Source organism: Paenibacillus sp. PvR133 (assembly GCF_017833155.1).
Taxonomy (GTDB): domain Bacteria; phylum Bacillota; class Bacilli; order Paenibacillales; family Paenibacillaceae; genus Paenibacillus; species Paenibacillus polymyxa_B.
Genome location: NZ_JAFIBS010000001.1, coordinates 2,403,726 through 2,424,921, shown reverse-complemented (window position 1 = coordinate 2,424,921; position 21,196 = coordinate 2,403,726). Strand labels below are relative to the sequence as shown.

At 47.4% G+C, this 21,196-nt stretch carries 14 protein-coding genes and 1 pseudogene; 4 read left to right on the top strand and 11 right to left on the bottom strand.

Features of this window, described 5'->3' with window-relative positions:
- Window positions 1-40: 40 nt before the first annotated feature.
- The 10 genes from JOE49_RS10780 to JOE49_RS10735 form a co-directional block, all read right to left on the bottom strand.
- Window positions 41-1,150: a M24 family metallopeptidase gene (locus JOE49_RS10780; RefSeq protein WP_209941060.1), complete on the bottom strand. Its 1,110-nt coding sequence runs from the start codon at window positions 1,148-1,150 to the stop codon at window positions 41-43.
- 166 nt (window positions 1,151-1,316) lie between these two features.
- Window positions 1,317-2,243 carry a carbohydrate ABC transporter permease gene (locus tag JOE49_RS10775; RefSeq protein WP_209941059.1) on the bottom strand — a complete coding sequence of 309 codons (927 nt, stop codon included), beginning with the start codon at window positions 2,241-2,243 and terminating at the stop codon, window positions 1,317-1,319.
- A complete protein-coding gene (locus JOE49_RS10770) occupies window positions 2,240-3,145 on the bottom strand; it encodes a carbohydrate ABC transporter permease (protein ID WP_209941058.1) in 906 nt (301 codons plus the stop codon). Before JOE49_RS10770 ends, JOE49_RS10775 begins: the two co-directional genes overlap by 4 nt.
- A gap of 33 nt (window positions 3,146-3,178) precedes the next feature.
- Entirely contained in the window at window positions 3,179-4,534 is a 1,356-nt protein-coding gene (locus JOE49_RS10765) for an ABC transporter substrate-binding protein (RefSeq protein WP_235322371.1), read from the bottom strand.
- Between the two features lie 123 nt (window positions 4,535-4,657).
- On the bottom strand, window positions 4,658-6,250 hold the full coding sequence (locus JOE49_RS10760) for a response regulator (protein ID WP_209941057.1): 1,593 nt from the start codon (window positions 6,248-6,250) through the stop codon (window positions 4,658-4,660).
- Between the two features lie 15 nt (window positions 6,251-6,265).
- Window positions 6,266-8,092 carry a cache domain-containing sensor histidine kinase gene (locus JOE49_RS10755; protein WP_025722017.1) on the bottom strand — a complete coding sequence of 609 codons (1,827 nt, stop codon included), beginning with the start codon at window positions 8,090-8,092 and terminating at the stop codon, window positions 6,266-6,268.
- Between the two features lie 13 nt (window positions 8,093-8,105).
- Window positions 8,106-9,404 (bottom strand): alpha-glucosidase/alpha-galactosidase, encoded by a 1,299-nt coding sequence (gene melA / locus JOE49_RS10750; RefSeq protein WP_209941056.1) that lies wholly within the window; start codon window positions 9,402-9,404, stop codon window positions 8,106-8,108.
- Between the two features lie 136 nt (window positions 9,405-9,540).
- Window positions 9,541-13,566 (bottom strand): DUF5695 domain-containing protein, encoded by a 4,026-nt coding sequence (locus JOE49_RS10745; protein WP_209941055.1) that lies wholly within the window; start codon window positions 13,564-13,566, stop codon window positions 9,541-9,543.
- A 669-nt stretch (window positions 13,567-14,235) separates the two neighbouring features.
- A complete protein-coding gene (locus tag JOE49_RS10740) occupies window positions 14,236-14,967 on the bottom strand; it encodes an SDR family oxidoreductase (RefSeq protein ID WP_348635898.1) in 732 nt (243 codons plus the stop codon).
- A 55-nt stretch (window positions 14,968-15,022) separates the two neighbouring features.
- Window positions 15,023-16,156, bottom strand: coding sequence for an NADH-dependent flavin oxidoreductase (locus tag JOE49_RS10735; protein WP_209941054.1), 1,134 nt, complete (start codon window positions 16,154-16,156; stop codon window positions 15,023-15,025).
- Between the two features lie 176 nt (window positions 16,157-16,332).
- Between JOE49_RS10735 and JOE49_RS10730 the strand changes: the two genes are divergently transcribed.
- Window positions 16,333-16,815: a MerR family transcriptional regulator gene (locus JOE49_RS10730; RefSeq protein WP_023987240.1), complete on the top strand. Its 483-nt coding sequence runs from the start codon at window positions 16,333-16,335 to the stop codon at window positions 16,813-16,815.
- Window positions 16,816-17,161: 346 nt separating this feature from the next.
- The gene (locus JOE49_RS10725; protein WP_209941053.1) at window positions 17,162-18,013 is read left to right on the top strand and encodes an aldo/keto reductase; all 852 of its coding nucleotides are present in this window, start codon (window positions 17,162-17,164) and stop codon (window positions 18,011-18,013) included.
- A 362-nt stretch (window positions 18,014-18,375) separates the two neighbouring features.
- Here the strand turns inward: JOE49_RS10725 and JOE49_RS10720 are convergent, their stop codons facing one another.
- Window positions 18,376-19,674 carry a collagen-like protein gene (locus tag JOE49_RS10720; RefSeq protein WP_245248367.1) on the bottom strand — a complete coding sequence of 433 codons (1,299 nt, stop codon included), beginning with the start codon at window positions 19,672-19,674 and terminating at the stop codon, window positions 18,376-18,378.
- A 602-nt stretch (window positions 19,675-20,276) separates the two neighbouring features.
- Between JOE49_RS10720 and JOE49_RS10715 the strand changes: the two are divergent.
- Window positions 20,277-20,420: pseudogene (locus tag JOE49_RS10715) on the top strand (IS1595 family transposase); the annotation flags it as partial.
- Between the two features lie 64 nt (window positions 20,421-20,484).
- The gene (locus JOE49_RS10710; RefSeq protein ID WP_160788887.1) at window positions 20,485-20,937 is read left to right on the top strand and encodes a VOC family protein; all 453 of its coding nucleotides are present in this window, start codon (window positions 20,485-20,487) and stop codon (window positions 20,935-20,937) included.
- Window positions 20,938-21,196 lie beyond the last annotated feature (259 nt).

Sequence of the window (21,196 nt, the reverse complement as noted above, 5' to 3'; positions counted from 1 at the left end):
CTTGCAAACTATGGACAGTTACCTATAACGCCACTGCGTTTTATAATAAAAGCAGTTCCTTAGGCGAAGAGGTCAGTACCTTGACACCGTCATCTGTGATCAGCACATCGTCCTCAATGCGAACCCCGCCGAAGCCTGGGATATAAATTCCCGGTTCCACGGTAATGACGTGACCCGGTACGAGCACCGACTTGCTTTCGCGGGACAGCCGTACCTGCTCGTGAATTTCCAGACCAAAACCGTGGCCCAGCCCGTGACCGAACTGCTCCCTATAGCCGTAAGAAGCAATCACATCCCGCCCCAGACTGTCTCCCTCCCGACCGCTTAAGCCGGGACGAAGTCCTGCAATCGTCTTCATATTTGCTTCCAGCACAATGGCATACAATTTCTCATGTCGTTCTGAAGGCTGGCCTACGAATACGGTACGCGTGATATCGGATAGATAACCACGCACATTTGCGCCAAAATCCATTGTGACGAACTCGTTCTGACCAATTTCCTTGTCACTGGCCAGTCCGTGCGGCAGCGCCGAACGCTCACCTGAAGCGACAATGAACGCAAAACCGCCTGATTCCGCGCCTGCGAGCCGAAGCTGATATTCCAGCTCTGCCGCAATCCGCCGCTCTGTAACCCCAGGCTGAATACAATTCAGCACCTCCGTGAAGGCGGCATCGGTAATACGCGCAGCTTCGCTAATGGTGCGAATCTCTTCTTCGTCTTTCACATCGCGCAGCCGTTCAATGACATCCTCCGTTTGTACGTACTCCAACGAGCCCAGCGCGGCTTGTAGCTGTCCCGACTGTTGAAGTGAAACATGCCCGCTCTCCAAACCCAGTCTGTGGACACCCAATTTACTTGTGAGATCGGCCACGGTTTGGAAGATTTGCGCCTCATGCCGAATCACTGAATATTCCACTGCCTGATCTGTTGCCTGCATCATATAGCGGAAATCCGTCACTAAAAAAGCCTCTTCCTGCGTAACAAGTGCAATTCCAGCGGAGCCTGTAAATCCGGTCATATATCTTCGATTAGGCCCATGTGTAATAAGCAGTGCATCTATCCCTAGAGCCGGGAATTCCGAGCGTAACCGGGCCAGTCTGCCAGGAACACCCTGTAACGGTTTTGTCTTTTGACTCTCTTCCTCTTTCACTCGTACGCCTCCTTATTCCACATCTCTTTTCAGGGCATATGCCTTAGAACATACTCTCCACTTGCTTTTGAACACATGTATGCTCTTCTCGCTGCCGCTTTCCCGTAAGTCCTGCACCCAATTCTCCGTCTCTTTTTCAAGCACACCAGCGCGTCTCAGCTTCCTTTTAGCCTTTTATCCCTGTCAATGTGATGCCTTCGATAAAATAGCGCTGTCCGATAAAAAATATCAGGACGATGGGAGCCAAAATCGTGCTGGAAGCCGCCATCAGGTAAGGCCAGTTGGTATTGTTCAATCCCCGGAAAGTCGCCAGCCCCAGCGCTAGCGTAAAATGCTTTTCGTCACTTAAGTAAATAATCGGGCCCAAAAAATCGTTCCACACATCAATAAATGTAAATATTCCGATCACGATTAATGCAGGCGAAGATAAAGGAATAATGACGCGCCATAGTACAGTCAGAGGCGTACCTCCGTCCATATAAGCCGCTTCGTCCAAATCGCGTGGAATCGTCAGCATGAATTGTCGCATCAAAAAGATGTTAAACGCCCCTCCACCGAACCATGCAGGAACAATCAGCGGCAGAAATGTATTCAGACCGCCCAGCTCACGCCACATCACGAAAGTGGGAATTAGCGTCACCGCGTAAGGCAGCATCATCGACCCGATCAGCAGAGAAAAGATCAGATTACGTCCAGGCCAGCGTAGGCGGGCAAAAGTAAACGCCGATACAATCGAGGTCAACATCACTCCTGCCAGCACACATACCTCAATGATGAACGTATTCATAAAATACCTGCCGAACGGTACTGAAGTCAGCGCTTCCGGGTAATTGCTCCATTGAAAAGGAGAGGGTATCCACTCTGGCGGGAACACGAAAATTTGGGATGTCCCCATCAGAGAGCTACGAATGAGCCATACAAATGGCAACAGCATTAAAACACTACCTATAATTAAAACGACATACAGTACAATACGGCTGATTGGGAATGGTTTGGAACGGGTGGCGGTAGCAGGACTTCGGGAGCGTTCAGGCTGTGGAAGCGGATGTTGCGGTGTTTCTGAAGGATTGACAGAAGAAGTGACCTGATTCATGAACGTTCCCCTCCTTCATAGTGGACCCACTTTTTGGATGTGGAGAAAATCAGAACCGTTAGGACCATGATGACGAAAAATAAGATCCAGGCCAGCGCTGAGGCGTAGCCGATTTTAGTCTCCGTAAAGGCCGTACGCCACAAGTAGAACACATAGAACAGGGTTGAATTGTTAGGCCCTCCGTTGGTCATAACATACGCCTGATTGAATGCCTGAAAGGTGCTGATTAAAGACATGACCAGATTGAAGAAAATAGTTGGTGTCATCGAAGGAATGGTAATGTGAAAAAATTTGTGCCACCTATTGCCGCCGTCTACCTCAGCTGCTTCATACAGATGGGTGGGAACCGACTGAAGTCCCGCCAAAAAGATAATGACCGTGTTCCCGATCCCCCAGGTGCTCATCATGATCAGCGAGGGTATTGCAGTGCTCTCGTCATAAATCCATTTGCTCCCCGGCAGTCCAACGCTCTCCAGCAGCGAATTTAACAGACCAAAATCCGGGTTGAACATCCACAGCCACAGCATCGTGTTGGCAATACTCGGTACAATGGTAGGTAAATAATAAATCGTACGGAACACCGACAAACCCTTCACCTTTTGATTTAATAACAGCGCAATGATAAAAGCTGCCGCCAAGCCTAGAGGTACGCTACCCAGTGCATAATATGTGGTCACGAACATGGATTGGGAAAAGGTAGCATCCTCGGTCAAAATGGTTCGGTAATTGTCCAATCCGATAAAGGTCATCTGTCCGCCAATCGTCCAATCGGTTAAGCTGAATACGAACGAGGCCGCAATCGGTCCAATTGTAAATATCATTAATCCGAAGATGGCAGGAAGCGCGAATAGCAGACCCCAGTTTCGCTCCATGCGCATCATTCCTGATTTTGGTCGCTTCATGGGCTGTTCTCCTTTCGCAGCTGTCCCGCCGCATTATTCATCCGGGTATACTCCTTGAAGCAATGGCTGAATGATGGGCTCCAGTTCATCCAGCGCCTGCTGCGGCGTCTTCTTGTTCGTCCAAATCAGATCCAGCCCTGGGGTCAGCTTGGAACCGATATCAGGCCAGTTGCGAAGGGTCGAAGTTGACGGCTTGATCGCATAATCTCTGGCATACTCAATGCCAGCCTTTTGAAATTCCGGTGGATGTGCGGCATTATTTGTCCATGACTGGATGGCCTGCTCATCGGTATAATATTTTTCCTCGATAGGCATCCAAAGACCAGACTTGAACAGATCCACCTTTTCGGGATTGTTATGGTACAAATAAAATTCGAGCGCTTCCTTCGGGTGCTTGGTGCTCTGGAAAATGACCGTGGCTCCCGCAACAATCATCGTTTTGGGCTCTTTTAGCTTCGGCAGAACGCCGATACTCCATTGCAGCTGCTTGTTGTTCGAAAAATCGAGCAGGGACCATGTCCCGTCCACAACCATTGCGACCTTTCTTGTCTGAAGCCGAATCGTATTGGACGGCATGTCCTGCTGCTGGATCAAATCAGGAGAAACATGCTCCTTGAAAACCAGATCCTGCAACTTCTGAAAAACCTCCACCGACTCAGGACTGTTCAGGGTGTACTTCTTGCCCGTTTTGTCAGTCAAACCTCCACCGTTGCTCGCTAAAAGCGGCCCCCAGGAGCTGCGGTCATTGCCAAAGGCAAAGCCGTATTGCACAATATTTTTCGGATCAAATCCACTGTCTCCCGGATGCTTGCCGCTCTGATCCTTGGTCAGCTTTTTGGCAATTTCCAGAAATTCATCCCATGTCCACGCTTTTTGAGGATCAGCCGGAGGAACGGGTACCCCTGCTTCTGTAAACAACTCCTTGTTGTAAAATAACTGCATCACTTCCAATGCGGTGTAATTTCCGATAGACTTGCCGGGTTCGCTGTAGAGATAGGAGGATTTGAGCTTGTTTTTTAATTCGGGATATTCGTCATAATAAGAGGATAAATCCAGGAGTCTGCCTTCACTTGCCCATTTCATCGTGAGGGAATCGCCCAGGTAGGCGATATCAGGAAGCTGATTGGCAGCCATTAACGTGTTAATTTTCGTCGTGTAGTCACCAGGGACATGCTCGCCCTTCACCCGGATGTTCGGGTGGGAAGCATTAAAGCTTTGAATCATTTTTTCCATCGCCTGCTTCTCGTCATTGCTTCCCCAGTACATGAACTTGAGTTCGACCGCATTGGGATTAGCCGGTTCGCCAGCGTTACCACTGCAAGCCGTCAGTCCTGTCAACATCGCCGTCATCACGAGAGCCATCCATGTCCGTAACCTTCGTTTCAGCAAATCAACCGGCCCCTTCCTGAACTGGTTTCTCCTTACAAGCCTATTATGCGCCGAGAGCCCAGAGCCGACCACCCAACGACTCCAGACTCTCTTTGTTTTGGTATGATTTTTTTAACAGCGCGTTTACAAAAATGTTTTACGAAACTCCGTCGGGGTCAGTCCGGTATGCTTTTTAAAGGCAATGCTAAAATAGTTGGTATCTGTGAATCCCACAACCTCCGCTACCTCCGCCACCTTGCGATTCGCGTCCAGCAGCAGTTCTCGGGCTCGCTCAAAGCGAACACGCGTCTGGTAGTCGGCGAAGCTTTCACCTGTAACTTGCTTGAAACGGGCACTCAAATATTTGGGGCTCATATTCATGTACTCTGCAAGACGGTTCAGCCCACCATCCTCCTGAAGATGCTCTCGAATCCATTCCTTGGCCCGTTGGAATTTGCGTGGAATCCCCTTCTCACGTGATTCTCGGACATGACGACCCACTCGGACAAAATAGCGCGATACATAATCAATCATCTCGGGTCCATGCCGTAATCGGGACAGCTCCAACAACGGGTCCTGCTCCTGCATGGACGTTTGTCCTACAGATGCATCACTCTGAACGATCCGCATGACGAACAGCACGAGCTGAGTGACAATCATTTTCACCTGCTTGACGGGCAACCCTGCCAACTGTCCTGACCATTCCTGTAAAATCGCATGTACGGCAGCATCATTGCCTGCTCGAATTTCCGTAATCATTAGCAGTTCCTTCTCCAGTAATTGACTGCTGTTCGGCTCGGCCGCCTGAATACTCTCATAGGGGATGATCTGGCTATAGCCCACCCACCCCCGATGCTCTGCCGCTTGCACAGCTTCCTCATACGCTTCGGGAAGTTGCTCCATCCGTTGTACGGGACGGCTAATCCCGATGGACACGCCCTGGCTCAATCGTTCCTGCACGGCCTGCCGAATCTGCTGTGCCGTCCGTTCCGCCGCCCTGCAAGATGCTGCCGCCAGCAGCACAACACGCCGATCGCGGGAAACCGCCGCACCATGCGCCTTCGCCCCGGCTGCTGCCGCAGCCTCCCCCGTCAGTCCGGCGAATACATGGCTGCTTTTATGCATGGAACCGTGTGGCTTGCTAGTGGCGGTTGCCTCCTGCTGCGACGACTCCTCCAGCTCGCAGCACAGTACGGTATAAGGTGGTCCACTCGTCTCGCCGAAAAATCCCAGCCCGTCCATCTCCCGAATGACCTCGGCTGCAGGACGCCGCTGCTGGAGCAAATCCAGCAGTAGATGCTCCCTGTACAATGGCTCCAATGAACGATGGCGGTGAATGGCTTCCTCCTCGCTTCTTCGCCATTGCGCAATGCGATCCTCAGCCCGGCTCAAAGCCGCTTCCAAATCCCCGCTGGTCACCGGCTTGAGCAAATAATCGACCGCTTGAAGCGAAACTGCCTGACGAATATATGTCATAGATTCGTACCCTGTTAGAAATAATAACGGGGTCCGCTGATCCTTTTCCCGAATGGTTTTTGCTACGTCCAGTCCACTCATATCCGGTAAATTAATATCCAGTAAAATCATGTCCGGTCGCTGCTCCGTATACAAACGTAATGCCGTTGTGCCGTCCTCCGCCACATCACTGACTTCCACTGACAGGCCACTTTCCGCCACCATCAGCTTCAGTCCTTCCCGAATATGATATTCGTCGTCCACAATCAGCAGCCGGTACATGCCATCTCCCCTTTCTTATTCGGTTCGAATGGGTGCCAGTAAGGTAACCGAGGTGTACTGACCCGGCTCGCTTGTCACGGACAGTCCATATTGCGGACCATAATGCCGAAGACGTTCATGCACATTGCGCAGCCCAAAGCCAATAGCACTCCCCCGTTCCGCATCCAGCGACTTCCGGATATCGTTCAGACGCTCGACTCCAATACCGCCCCCATCATCACTGACCGTCAAACGCAACATATCCCCTTCCCTTGTACCGGATAACATGATATAGCCACGGTCGGTGCGCCCTTTTAAGCCGTGATAAATAGCATTTTCGACGAGCGGCTGGAGGATTAGTTTGGGTACATAAAATCCGCAAATATCCTCCTCTACCTCGCAAATCCACTCGAACGAATTCCTAAACCTGAACTGCTGCACCTTCACATAGGCGCTTACATGCTCGACTTCCTGTCCCAAACTGATTTGCTCTCGGCCATAACTTAGCGAAATGCGAAAGCATTTACCGAAGGCACCGATTACCTCTGCCATATCGCGTTGCCCATTCGCCAATGCCATTCCCTTCAGTGATTCTAGCGTGTTGTACAAAAAATGCGGATTAATCTGCGCCTGAAGCGCGCGGAACTCCGCTTGCTTACGCGACAGCAATGCTTCGTAGACCTGACCGTACAGTTCATGATTTTTTTGCATCATATGAAGAAAACGCTCCCCGATCTGCCCTACCTCATCCTTAGGATTAAAAACAACGGAAGTAGGAGCTTCGAAAGCTTGGGCTGAGCCTGTAGCGCTCACACTCCCATCGACCGCCATTAATCGGCTCAATTGAAGCAGGGGGCGACGAATCGTGTCACTCAGCCGATAAGACAGCATCCAGCCCAGCATCAATGCAATCAAAAAAGTCCAGATGGTCCAGGCGCCGATTTTCCGCGCATCCTCGAACAGCACGGACTGATCAACTTTTTGCAGCAGCGTCCATTGTCCTTCATTTAACGGGCCGTAAGAGATCATCGTCTGGCGGCCGTTCCATGTTCTCCAGTCCTTCGTAAGCACAGGCCTATCCACAGCCGATTTGGCAATCTGCCGCAATAGCGCTTGATCCGCGACACCCTGCTCCGGCAATCGGTATACAGGCTCGCCCTCCTGATCCAGCACCCACATCTGGGTATTGCCATCTGTTTCATGAAAAGCAAGCCCCCGAAACAGACTGGCCTTGTCGATTTCCAGCAGCAAAAATCCGAGTGGTGCATAATCTCCAGTCGTTTTTCGGAGCAGTTTCCCCACATAGATGCGATCCTCCGCCATCCCGCGTCCTGATTCAAACGGCGAATGTGCCATCCACATCATGGGCCGTTCGGCGAGTAGGCGGCGATAGTACACACGTGCTTCCTCTAATGTAGGAAGGCCGCCAAAACGGACCGAAACATTCCCCTGATAGAGAGAATGCTTGAGCCCGCCATTGGCGGCATATATGAGAGAGGACGTGATATACGGCTTGGTCTGGGTTTGCGTACGGACAACCATACTGAGTGTTTCATCGTTCCGTAAATATTCATAATCATCTTCCGGCTTGGTCTCCAGCGTAGACTGCACATCAGGATTGCTGAGAATGGCATTGGTCAGATCATTCAAGTCGGAGAGCGTCGCATTGACGTAATTTTCACTCATTTGCCGGGACTGCATAGCCAGCGCTTCCGACTTCTCACCAAGGGAATGGGCCGCGATCCGGTAAAAGGTAAAGGTCAGCACCACCATCGGAATGACGGTGAGTACCAGCGTCAGTACAATGAATTTCCCACGGATTGTAGGAATCCCGGCGAACTTTTGACGACCACGGCCTCCCATTCATCTGCCTCCCTTACACATAGGCTGGGAGCCATGTCCCGTGGGCTGCAATTAGGTCATCACACAGAGAAACGATATCATCCATGGACAGCTCTGCGGACGTGTGCGGGTCCAACATAGCAGCATGATAAATGTGCTCCTTTTTCCCGGTGATTGCAGCTTCAATCGTTAACAGCTGGGTATTAATATTCGTCCGGTTCAGCGCAGCGCATTGGGGTGGCAATTCCCCGACAAAGGTTGGCGTAACCCCGTTACGATTCACCAGACAAGGTACCTCCACACAGGCTTCCTTCGGCAGATTGGTAATTAAGCCTGTGTTCATCACATTGCCGCCAATGGCAAAAGGCTGATCCGTTTCAATCGCCTCAAATATATAAGAGGCATACTCGTTTGACCGTTCATGACGCAGATCCTGATTACCCAAAAGCTCTTCACGCATCGTTTCCCATCGTGCAATCTGGCTCACACAGCGACGCGGGTATTCATCCAAAGGAATATTGAAGCGCTCGATCAGCTCAGGGTATGCCCGTTTGATAAAATACGGATGATACTCCGCATTATGCTCGGACGATTCCGTAATGTAATAGCCGAATTTTAGCATCATTTCAAAGCGCACCATATCATGATGCTTTTCCTGTTGCTTAGCGGCGGCTCGTTTTTTAATCTCAGGATACAAATCCACACCGTCCTTGCTCACTTCGAGCAGCCACGCCATATGATTGATGCCTGCGATTTTTGCCTTTACACCTTCCTGCTCCAGCCCGAGGCTTTTAAACAGCTCCGGTATACACGCCTGCACGCTATGACACAGCCCTACCGTACGGACACCGCCATAAACGTTCATCACATTCGTTAGCACTGCCATCGGATTCGTGTAGTTGAGAAACCATGCATCCGGGCACACCTCGCACACATCTGCCGCAAAATCGAGCATCACCGGAATCGTACGTAAATTGCGGAAAATACCGCCAATACCAACCGTATCGGCAATCGTTTGGCGCAGGCCGTATTTTTTAGGAATTTCAAAATCCGTAATTGTACACGGATCATAGCCGCCTACCTGGATGGCGTTTACCACATAGGTCGCCCCACGCAGTGCTTCCTTGCTGTCAGTGTAGGAGCGAATCACACAGGTACTCCCTGTTGTTTTTTTTAAATTGGATAAAATATTTTCTGAATCTTTTAGCCTTACAGGGTCAATATCGAACAACGCCAGTTCAAAGCCCTGCAAAGCAGGCGTCAACATACAATCGCCAAGCACATTTTTAGCAAATACCGTACTGCCTGCACCCAGAAATGTAATCTTGCTCATACTTTTTCCCCCATTCACCTTTTTGTTCGCGGATTTGCACCTCAAATGCAAGGATACCCACCGCCACTCTCCCCTTTATTAGGAGGAAAGTGACGATGGGAAAGGTTAGTCATGACTATGCGTTGTTGCCTCCCATTCAGGATACCCCCGCTGATTTAGCGGAGCTGACAGGCCGAGGCGGTAAGGCAGATGTTACCGGGGATGTCGTAGTTGACGGGGTTACTGAAGTTTCCGGGCTAACCGGTGTTACCGATGGAGCCGCAGTCCCTGCCTCAATCACAGTTACCTTCGCAATTGCCTTTAACTCTGTCCCTTCTACTTTACCCTTCAACTCAAACGAACCTGGAGCAGCATATTGTGCAGGGTCTATATCCTCCCATTCCACAGCCACCCATTTGGTGAAGCCTTCTCCATACGTAGCTTCCACGACGCTTGGCAGTTCGGGTTTTTCACCCGCACGAGTCGTCACGTTTACTTCTTTTAACGCGGTGATTTTCTCAGTTGCCGCCAGATTCTGTGCTGTACCAGAGGCCAGTCCTGCCACCTCGGTTGCATTCAAAGCACGGCTGTAGATACGGAATTCATCCACCAGACCATTGAAGTACGGATCAGGGTACTGAGATTTGCCGATGAAATTATTTTTGGTCTGACCCAGACTGGTAGGATTCAAGGTCAGGTTGGTATTGCGTCCCACTTCTTTTCCATCCACGTATAAAATACCTGTGGAACCCGAAAGCGTGACCGCAACATGCTTCCATACGCCTGTTGGCAGTACAGGGCCTTCAATCGTCTGCTCCTGTCCCTGCCCGTTGCCTTGGTTGGTAATGGCAAACAGCATGGTATTTCCTGCTTTAGGCGTCAGGAACATATATTCATTCGTCCCGGAGCCAAAGTCAAAAATCCGCACATAATCGCTCAGGCTGTTCGCTTTGACCCAGCCGGATACAGTCAATTGCTGTGTCCGACTGACAATACCCGCCGGAAGCTGCACATAGCTGTCCTTGCCGTTCAGGCTGACAGCATTGCCTGTTTTACCCGCAGCCCATGCAGCCGTTCCCTTCACGGCAGCATCATTGCCACTGTCCGATGAATCCGCAACTACAGAACCGCTTGTTTCATCAAACTTGTAAACTGCAAGCTGTTCAAGTAACGGAGCCGCCGGTTCAGCTACCACCGTTACTTTGGCCTCCGCTGACAACTGAGAATCGCTGGCTGTCAGCTTGAACACATACGTTCCTGGCTCGGAAACGTCCACCTTCGTGCGCAGCGATGTTTTGTTACTGAATGTGACCTTCGCGTCCTGTGGTCCTTCGACCAGACTCCACTCGCTCGTCACCTTACCTTGTGGAAGTCCATCATCCGTAGCCGTGCCTTTCAGAATGATCTGATCCGGCAGCTTTACCTTCGAATCTTTGCCAGCATCCACGATAGGTGCTTTGTTCGGATCAGGTGTGGTCGGTGTCAGCTCTATCGTATAGGAGGATGCTGTACCAATCTCCAATTTAAGTTTGTTGGTGGTCGCATACGCATTAAACTTTCCTTGCGATTGACCGCCTACTTTAACCAGATACGTTCCTTTCTTCAAACCGTCAAATGTAACGTACGTGGAATGGGCTTGGCCCGGCGTTTGATTTTTCAGTTGGAACCATACATAATCCTTGGATGTTGCCAACTTGGCTTCTGTATATTGGTCCTTTTCCAGCTCGATATACAGTTTTTCCGTGATCAGATTGACCCGCTTGAACAGGCCGTCCAGTGGCTTGATCGTATACACGTTGCCGCTTTTGCTCACCTCTGCACCGTAGCCCGTCAATCCAAAAATAGGATCAATCGCAATATCAGCACTTAATGTTTTGAGCGCACCGAACAATCCGAGATCAGCCTCACCGCTCATGCCGCGCCAGCCGTTAAAGAGCGGAACATTTTTACCGCCGCCAGTGCCGTTCGTGCCGTTATTGCCTTTTTCCGCTTGATACGTCCATGCGACCGCCCCGATGTTTTCAGGGTCGGAGCTGATTTGCCCGGAGTTAATCGCTCCAACATTGGCAATTTTAGCTGCATAGGACAACCGCTGTTGTTCCTCACGGTGATTGTCCTCATGATGGCGAATCCAGTCATCCATCGCATATCCAGCAAGCGAAGTCGTGTACTGGAAGTTAAACCAGTTCTCCCCGGTAATCGTCACCGGATCGGTGTAGTAGTACCATACGGGCATGTGACCGCGTGCCGCACGGGTTTTGGCATTAATTTTACTCATCATTTCCAGGGCTTTACTTTGCTCGCCCTCTGTATCTATATTCTGCTTGGCTAACGTATATACAGCCTCTTCCCCTGTATTGTCATAGCTATATTCAGAACCGTAAGGATACTTTGTATTTTTAAAATTGTTATATTTACGATCCATTTTTTCCTTGAGATCATTCGCTTCATCATCATAGCCTTCATCATGAAGTGCCTGAATAATATCCGGTGTGGTCAGTTCGCCCATCAAACCTGTTTCCCAGTTGTACGCGACTGGCCCTTCATACAATGCTTTGAAAATGTTATACCCCCGCAGCAAATAGGTTTCCTTTGGATGCTTGTAAGTGACAAGATCCGGGTATTCCTTGGCAATCTTGTACATGCTGAAATACGTGTTGTATACGTGCGGATACGCATACCCTCGATAGGTCGGTGTATCGTTAGGCTCTGGCATCAAGAAATCATGAATTAAATAATCCTCATGATGTCCGTTCATCAGATTTGTCCAGATCGCCGTCTCCAAATAATCGTCTACTGCCCGCACCTCTTTGGCGACTGGAGACAGTGTGTTTTTCTCAGCCAGGAACTGTCCGTGGGTCAGACCCCAATCGTCTCCCCAACCCCAATAGCCGTTAAAAATGTTGCGTTTGGATTTGGTATGCATCATCCAATCGTCAAATACCTTGTCGCGCAGATCACCCGGTACATTCCATTGGGTTTTGTCGACCATAAATGTAGCATGCCGTTGCAACGCCTGATCAATCGGCTCGATGGCATAGAACTGTAACACCGTTTTGTTGCCGTTGCCGTATTCTACCGTTATGAAGTTCGGGCCCAGCTTAGTAAATTTCAGTTCATAAATGTAATGTCCTCCGGCCTTGCTATCTGTCTGCGGAATAACGGTTCCGTCTGGATAGGTTACTTTGCTGATCGCCTGCTTGGAGCGCAGGTCCACCTTCGCTTTTTGATTCGTAGGCACGATCATGCCGGGTACGACTGTTGTATCCACCAAGTTTTCTTGGTACAACGTATCTTTTACATCATGCTCGTCCTTCACCGCCAGAAACTTGAAGCCATAGTTTTTGCTTTGACCAGGATTCAGGATCAGGCTTGTATTGGGCAAATACCCCCGATTCGTGGACTTGATGACATTGGAATGAATATAAAATACATTGAGTCCTTCCAGCCATTTGCCTTCGTTGGCCGGGTTCCAGGCCCATTTGCTGCCCGGATGCTCCTCATCCCGCCAGTGATCCTGATATTCAAAACCCGCACCTGTTGTGGAATCAGGAATCAGCAGCAGGGAAGAACCAATGCCGCTGGGACGCCCAGCTGTAATATAGGAACTGTTATTGCCGACAAAGGAATGCGTCACCACTCTTGTTTCGTAGATCGCATCACCGTTGGTCCACTGCTCATTAAAAGGCAGAGGCAAACCGAAATCGCCAATCTCCAATTTTTTTCCACTTGTATTCTGCACCTGTATATTCCACAGCACCGAACCATTCGACTCTGCCGAATACGTTTCAATGACTTTAAAATTGCGTATGCCTTCTGCGTTAGTAGAGTTCTCGTACGTGACAGTGACACGGTTACCACTGGTTGTGATCTTACGTGCGTCTGCCGACTTGTTCGTCCATGCCTTCGTCCAGCTGCCTCCATCCAAGCGGTACGTGAACATCAGCTCTCCTAGCCACTGATGATCTGCGGTGTTCTGCTCAGGTGTAACCGTTGCGTTCATCACGTACTCTGTCGGGAAAGCATCTCCCTTGATACGTATGGATGAAATTTCACCGTGCTCACCTGTCTGAATCGTCAGCTTGTCATTGGATAGTTCATGGGCCTCTGCCGTATGCGTCCCAAACAACACAGACGCTGTGGTTAAAAACAAAAATGCCGCCAATATTCCCTTAAATTTCATCAACACGGCCTCCTTTTGGATCTCGGGGTCCTGATTTGCTTGCCAATCACCTGAAGTCTCTTCATTTCGCCGCAACCTCCTTGGAAATGTAAGCGTTACAACTCTATTGTACAAATCCTTGTCCATTGGTAAAATCAACATTTTCAACCGATTTATATAGGATTTCAACCTAATAGAGGGATACTGTTAGATCGGCAATCAACCAAGCTACGACAGATTTATCTGAATTAAGATTACAGATGATTGAGAGAAAGAAATTTAGATAGAGAGCAAGGAGGCATTTTTAGATACATCGGGTTTGAACAAATCATACAAACGGACACTATAAAATCGAGAATTTATTTTGAGCTGCTGTAGTGGGGAATCGATACGTTGGGTTTTCAGATGCGAGGGTATTTATTAAGATAGTTTCGCTCCTAAGGTAGAATTTGGAGTCTGCGTATGTAAAGAATTTTGGGGATAGGGTATGGGGAAAATCTGCTGAAAGCATCTATAAACTGGGCTGATTCCAATGGTATGCTTTGTATTGGTCAACCCCCATTTTATAGAGCTAACAAATCATATCTATCCCATAGCAATAGCAAGGGGCATGTAAACCGTACAAATATAAATACTGCCCCAAAATCTATTTTTAGGGCAGTATCAACATATCTCATTATTTTTCTATTTTTATAGTTCTTGAATTGTTGGACGAATAATCATCTCATTAATTGCTACATCGGCTGGCTGTTCAATTGCAAATGCTATGGCACGAGCAATGTTAGAAGGCTCGATAGCAATTCTCATATCCTCATTAATTGCTGTTTTTAACTCTGAGTTTGAAATTGCTGCTGTTAATTCTGTATCAATCGATCCTGGCGAGACAATAGTCGTTCGAATATTGTTGATACACTCTTCTCTACGAAGGCCTTCTGTAATGGCACGCACAGCAAACTTTGTACCACTATAAACTGAACTAGCAGGGAATACTAAGTGCCCTGCTATAGAGGAAACGTTAATGATATGCCCTTCTCTTCTTTCTCTCATGGTTGGAAGAACGGCAGCAATACCATAAAGTACACCCTTTATGTTAACATCCACCATCAAATCCCATTCTTTGATTTTCTTTTCATGAACAGGGGATAACGGCATGACTCCTGCATTATTGACCATTACGTCTATTTTTCCAAACTCTTTAAGCGCATAATCCGCTAACTCTTCCATCTGCTCATGTGAGGAAACATCCGTCACTTTATAAACAGCTTGCCCGCCATTATTTTGAATTGCTTCTTGCAGCTTTTGCAAACGAGCTTCACGACGAGCGGCCAGTACCAGCTTCGCACCTTTAGAGGCAAGTTCTTTTGCAGTCGCTTCTCCAATTCCACTTGAGGCACCTGTAATAATGACAACCTTATCTTGAATATTTTACATATAATTCACATCCTTTCTTGATGAAAACGTGATAACAATAAAAATGTTATTCTTCGATATGAAACCATCGACCTGAAGCTTGGATGACACCCCAAAGTTTTTCCGGAAGCTCAAGCTTACCAACTTTTGAAGCCTTTATCGCTGTTTGGATTTCAGACTCTTGTCCACTTTGAACCTTTTCTACCCAGTCTGGATTCATGATTAACGTATGACCAATAGCCGCTAAGGACAGCCCCTTATCTAAAGCCGTTACAACGTCATCCCGAGTGTCCATAGCACCAGCTGCCATTACAGACAATCTGCCATTTACATGTTCTATAATTAATTCAAGATATGTTTTTTCATCCTGACTATCGAACGGCTTTAACGAGAGCGCATTTACGAGTGAAGCATGCACATAATCGACACCTTCTTCAATCAGGTGATCAATTAATGTATAGGTATCTTTCATTCGCAGACCACCTTCAATTGGTTCATCAGGAGAAAGCCTGTAACCCAATATAAACGGTTTTGTTGCAAATTTTCGAATCACATTTTTCATTTCTTGAATAACCGCCAACGGAAAGCGCAAGCGATTTTCTAAAGAACCTCCCCATTGATCCTCACGTCTGTTGAAGAATGGAGAAAAGAAGTTTTGCAGCAAAAATCCATGTGCACCATGAATTTCAACGCCATCAAATCCTGCTTCAATGGCTCGTCTTGTTGTTTCTCCAAATGCACGAATTACTTCCATGATCTCATCATGTGAAAGTGCTCTCGGCAAAACAGAAGGAGCAAATTCCGTAGCTTCAGTCTGTACAGCACTGGAACTTACCACATCTCCATTTGGAGTTAAGGTCGGAAGTGCTTTGTTGCCTGCGTGGAAAACTTGAAGTACCGCAGGAGCTCCTCCACTTTTCGCCGCATCGGCTAATTTTCGTAAACTTGGAATAAATGTATCGTCATAGCCTGCAAATTCATGCGTAAAACCTATACCGTTTGGTTGGACATGCGTACAGCCTGTTATAACCAAACCTACACCGTTCACTCTTTTTTTATAATAATTTACTTCTTCATCTGAAATCGTGTAATCTTCATTACTGGCCCAAGTTGTCATAGGCGCCATAATGACTCGATTTCTAAGGTCGATTCCATTTTTGAGTGTAAAGGATTCAAATAGTTTGTTATATTTTGCGTTCATTTTCTAACCTCTTTCTAGTTATTCATTTATAAACTGTAGTAATTGTTGTCTTAAGTTAAAGCATTTATTCGCATTCCCAGAGGAGATTACCAGTTGATGAGCGCTCACAACATTGGTACAATGACATCATAAAGTATTCGAGTAACTCGAAGTCAATAGCAAGGAGGTTCGAAATTTTGAATCAGACATTACATGAACCAAAATATACGGTAAAAGATGTATCTGAAATAACTGGCCTTACAAAACATACGATCCGTTACTATGATGACCAACAATTAATACCTTTCGTTTCGAGAGACGGCAGAAACAATCGCTTATTCTCTGAACATGATCTGGATTGGTTGCGAATGGTGCATTGCTTTCGTATTTCAGGATTGCCGATTTCAGAAGTCAAACATTACATTGCTATGTGTTTGCAAGGTGATGAGACGATTCCTGAAAGGGCTGAGCTTGTTGTAAAACAAGAAAAAGAACTAGAAGCGAAGATCCATGAGTACAACCTTCAATTAATGCACATAAAAGAGAAGAAGGCTTACTACGAAAGTGTTTTGGCTGGTCAATTAGACGATACCTGGAATCCAGTTAACAATAACCCAGAATGTGGAGAAAAGTACGATATACCGGAACATATCAAATCAGCGTCAAAAGTTCATGCTTGATCTTAGAAGATAGTCTACGGCTTCGAGTACACTCGAAGTCAATTTTTTTGTGTATTTAATTTTGACGGATATTGCACCAATCTGCCTGTTACTTCAATGAAAGAGGGAGCATTTGCCGCGGCAGTGTGCTCCCTGTTCTAAATTCAACTATCGTTTTCCGTTAGTTGAACCCCGAATTAAATTAAGTTGTAGGTGGTAGTGAGAGGATTAGGCAAACATTTGGCACGAACGGGATAACGATCGCTTTGTCATCTGGTGCATAATAAGGATGTGAAGTGGGTGTCTGTTATGAATATGGATTGTAGTTGATTTACACATAATAATTAAAAATACTGGAGGATTTTATATGCAAAAAGTAACTTTGAACAATGGTGTTGAGATGCCTATACTCGGTTTTGGTGTTTATCAGATCCAAGATGCAAATGAATGTGAACAAAGTGTTTATGACGCTATTATGGCAGGCTATCGGTTGATAGATACCGCTGCCTCTTATTTAAATGAAGAAGCAGTTGGCAGAGCGATTAATCGAAGTGGCGTGACAAGAGAGGAGTTATTTATCACTACGAAACTTTGGGTTCAGGATACTGGTTATGAGCGTACAAAAAAGGCATTTGAAAAATCACTGGAAAGATTGCAGTTGGATTATTTGGATTTGTATTTAATTCACCAGCCATATGGAGATGTGTTTGGTTCTTGGCGCGCTATGGAGGAATTGTATCGTGAAGGAAAGGTCCGTGCAATCGGCGTTAGTAACTTCCATGAGGATCGCCTGATCGATTTGATTATTCATAATGAAGTAGTTCCTGCCGTAAACCAGGTTGAAACGCACCCATTCAATCAGCAAATTGAAAATGCAAAATTCATGAAAGAGAATAACGTTCAGATCGAATCCTGGGCGCCTTTTGCTGAAGGGAAAAAAAACTTGTTCCAGCATGAGATATTGGCAGCCATAGCTGAAAAGTATAATAAATCCGTTGCTCAGGTGGTTTTACGCTGGTTGACACAAAGAGAAGTTGTTGTGATTCCAAAGTCCGTTCGTAAAGAAAGAATTATCGAAAACTTCGATATCTTTGACTTTGAGTTAAGCCAAGAGGATATGGAGTCGATTACTACGTTAGATACGAAACAGAGCCTGTTCTTTTCACATCGCGATCCTGACATGGTGAAATGGATCGGTAGCCGTAAACTCGATATCTAACCCTCTTTCAAAAGATCACCCGTAGGTTTTGATTACGCCAAAAGAACCAACAATTTAACAATAACCGTTAGAAGTATGGAGTAGATGCCCTAAGGAAATCTACTCCTCTTTTTCGTTTGCGGTATCAATGTATTTATTGAACTATCGTTCCCCGTTAGTTTAATACATTTATCAAAGAAGGGACGTCCCCCATCACAGATGTCTGGAGAAACGCCCCTGTCGGCGGTGATCGCTACAAAGCAATACATTTATGTCGTAGGAGCACAATGTCCCCTTACCAAATTATTGCACCGCAGAAATATTGAGGGCGGCCTCTATTTGATATTGGCATTATTATCGAAAAATACTGCATTTCTTTCCCTCTATGCAACCTGCGTAATAACAAGGTGCGCGGAAACTGGTCTTGTTCCTCCAGCTAATGGAGTGATCGTGAGTGCCGCGGCATTGCCAGCAGGATTTCGCACTGTGAGTACTGAATTAATGACCGTTGTTTGTACAAGAGCCATTCCTACTATTTGAGAAGTACCTGTTGCACGCCCGACCACCGTATAAGCCAGGTCAGCGCCGTTGAGTGTTAAAATGAGTTGACCCGGTTCGTTTACACCTACCTGAAACAAAACCTGATAAGTGCCAATTGTAGCCAAGTTAAAAGAACTCGCATTTATACGGGTAATTGCAGTCCCACTGATTGGACCATCTTGCGGAAAACTCACGTCCGTGTCGGGAGCAACAGTTGCTGCATTATCAGGAGGCATCAAGGCAAAGAAATCTGCAAAGCCTAATACTCCACCTGCTGGTCCTGCTGCTCCTGTTGCTCCTGCTGGACCTGCTGCTCCTGTTGCTCCTGCTGGACCTGTTGCTCCTGCTGCTCCTGTTGCTCCTGTTGCTCCTGCTGGTCCCGCTGGCCCTGCTGGTCCTGCTGCTCCTGCTGGCCCTGCTGGTCCTGCTGGTCCTGCTGGTCCTGCCAATCCAGCTGCGCCAATTGCTCCTGCAATCCCTGCAAGTCCCTGTGGGCCAAGTGCTCCTGCAAGTCCTTCGGGGCCAAGTGCACCTATCGCTCCTGCAATCCCTGCCAGTCCTTGGGGACCAAGTGCTCCTGCAAGTCCTTGAGGGCCAAGCGCCCCAAGTGCTCCTGCAATCCCTGCCAGTCCTTGGGGACCAAGTGCTCCTGCAAGTCCTTCGGGGCCAAGTGCGCCTATCGCTCCTGCAATCCCTGCCAATCCTTGGGGGCCAAGTGCTCCTGCAAGTCCTTCGGGGCCAAGTGCGCCTATCGCTCCTGCAATCCCTGCCAATCCTTGGGGGCCAAGTGCTCCTGCAAGTCCTTCGGGACCAAGTGCTCCTATCGCTCCTGCAAGTCCTGCCAATCCTTGGGGGCCAAGTGCTCCTGCAAGTCCTTGAGGTCCTGCTTCTGCAATTGCTCCCGCAAGTTCTTGAAGTAATTGCTGACCTTTAGGTGGGGGACACGGTACCCGCACTATTTTTTTAATAACTAGAAGACGTCGTTTCTTTTTTTCCCCTTTTGGATGGCAAACAATTGCGGTTTTCTTTTTGCACGATTTTTTTTTATACAGAAAACTCAACCGTTTCTTTTTTCTTTTCTTTTGGATGGCAAACAATTGTGGTTTTCTTTTTGCGCGATTTTTTTTATCCGGACAACTCAACAACGACACCTCCCTATAAAGATAGTTTAGTGTACGTAAGTTATTTATTTTAGGCATGGACGAATAGCCGGTTATTGGCTAGACTAAAAACCATTTTTAGAATATTGGGTGTTTAGTAGGGTGCTGTTATTTCACAAACCACAACACTCTTTCAGTATGATTACAAAATTTAATCATCCTTCACTGCGTCAACCAAAATCACATTTGGGTCTCTTTTTGTACCTCACAGTGGCAGTGTGCTCCCTGTTCTAAATTCAAATATCGTTTCCCGTTAGTTGAATCATTTCTGTGATTGATCCACCTTGTAGATTCTTCTGGTAAGCGCCTGGTCATCATCTGTCCATGATATTTGGAGCTGTTTGCGGGTTTTTGAGTGCAGGCAGTAGAATGCCATCGATTAGCGCTGTGAAGAAAGGCTTGTCGAACGGTTTGCGCTGGATGAGTCCGCGAAAGGAAGCCATTGAAGTAATGACCTGACAAGCCATCTCAATGTCCGCGTGAGCGGGAATTTCACCGCCGACAAATGTTATTGTTGATATTTGATACTTACGAACTAGCGTTCTATAATAAGGGTAATATCACTGTTCGGAGATGATTTGCCCATGGATTTAAAGGAACTGAAGAGGCATACTGATACATTGGACGATGACGGTAAGCGAGAGCTTATCTACTTTTTACAGTCTCGAACCAAGGGTGTGGCGGTTCCAGTTTGTGCGATTGATGAAATTCAAGAGCAGAAGCATAAAGCATAAAGTATAAAGTATGAAGATGATCAGATAATAAATTTGTACACATAAGGAGATAAAAATTATGGCAAAAAACAAATTACTAAGAATGGACAATGTTGGCATCGTTGTAGAATTCCTTGATGACGCAATCTCTTTCTTCGAGGAGATTGGCTTGAAGCTCGAAGGGCGAGCTACTGTCGAAGGTGAATGGGCTGGTCGTGTAACCGGGCTGGGTTCACAGTGTGTAGAGATTGCTATGATGGTTACCCCAGATGGCCACAGCCGACTTGAACTTTCGCGATTTCTCACCCCACCTACTATATCCGATCACCGAACTGCTCCTGTAAATGCCCTCGGTTATCTACGCGTCATGTTCACCGTTGAAGACATTGACGAAATGGTATCCAGACTCACAAAGTATGGTGCTCAGATCGTTGGCGAAGTGGTTCAGTACGAGGACTCGTATCGGCTCTGCTACATTCGTGGAATTGAAGGACTTCTAATCGGTTTGGCGGAACAACTCGGTAATAAATAAGTGACGTTTAAAAGAAGACTTAACTGAAATATACATTGCTAGAGTAAAAAATAGAAACAAAAAAGCAGTGTGAAAGTATTTCGAAGAAGTCGGGTGCATCAATCATATAAACACCGCATTCACACTCGGGGTCTGGGCGACCCTCGGTCCCGAAAACTAGGAACGAGGAAGTAATTGCAGGGACACATTCGCACCGACTAACCGCATCGCGGCCGACAGCAAGCTACCTTAACTCGGTGGGACATCGTGATGCATGAAC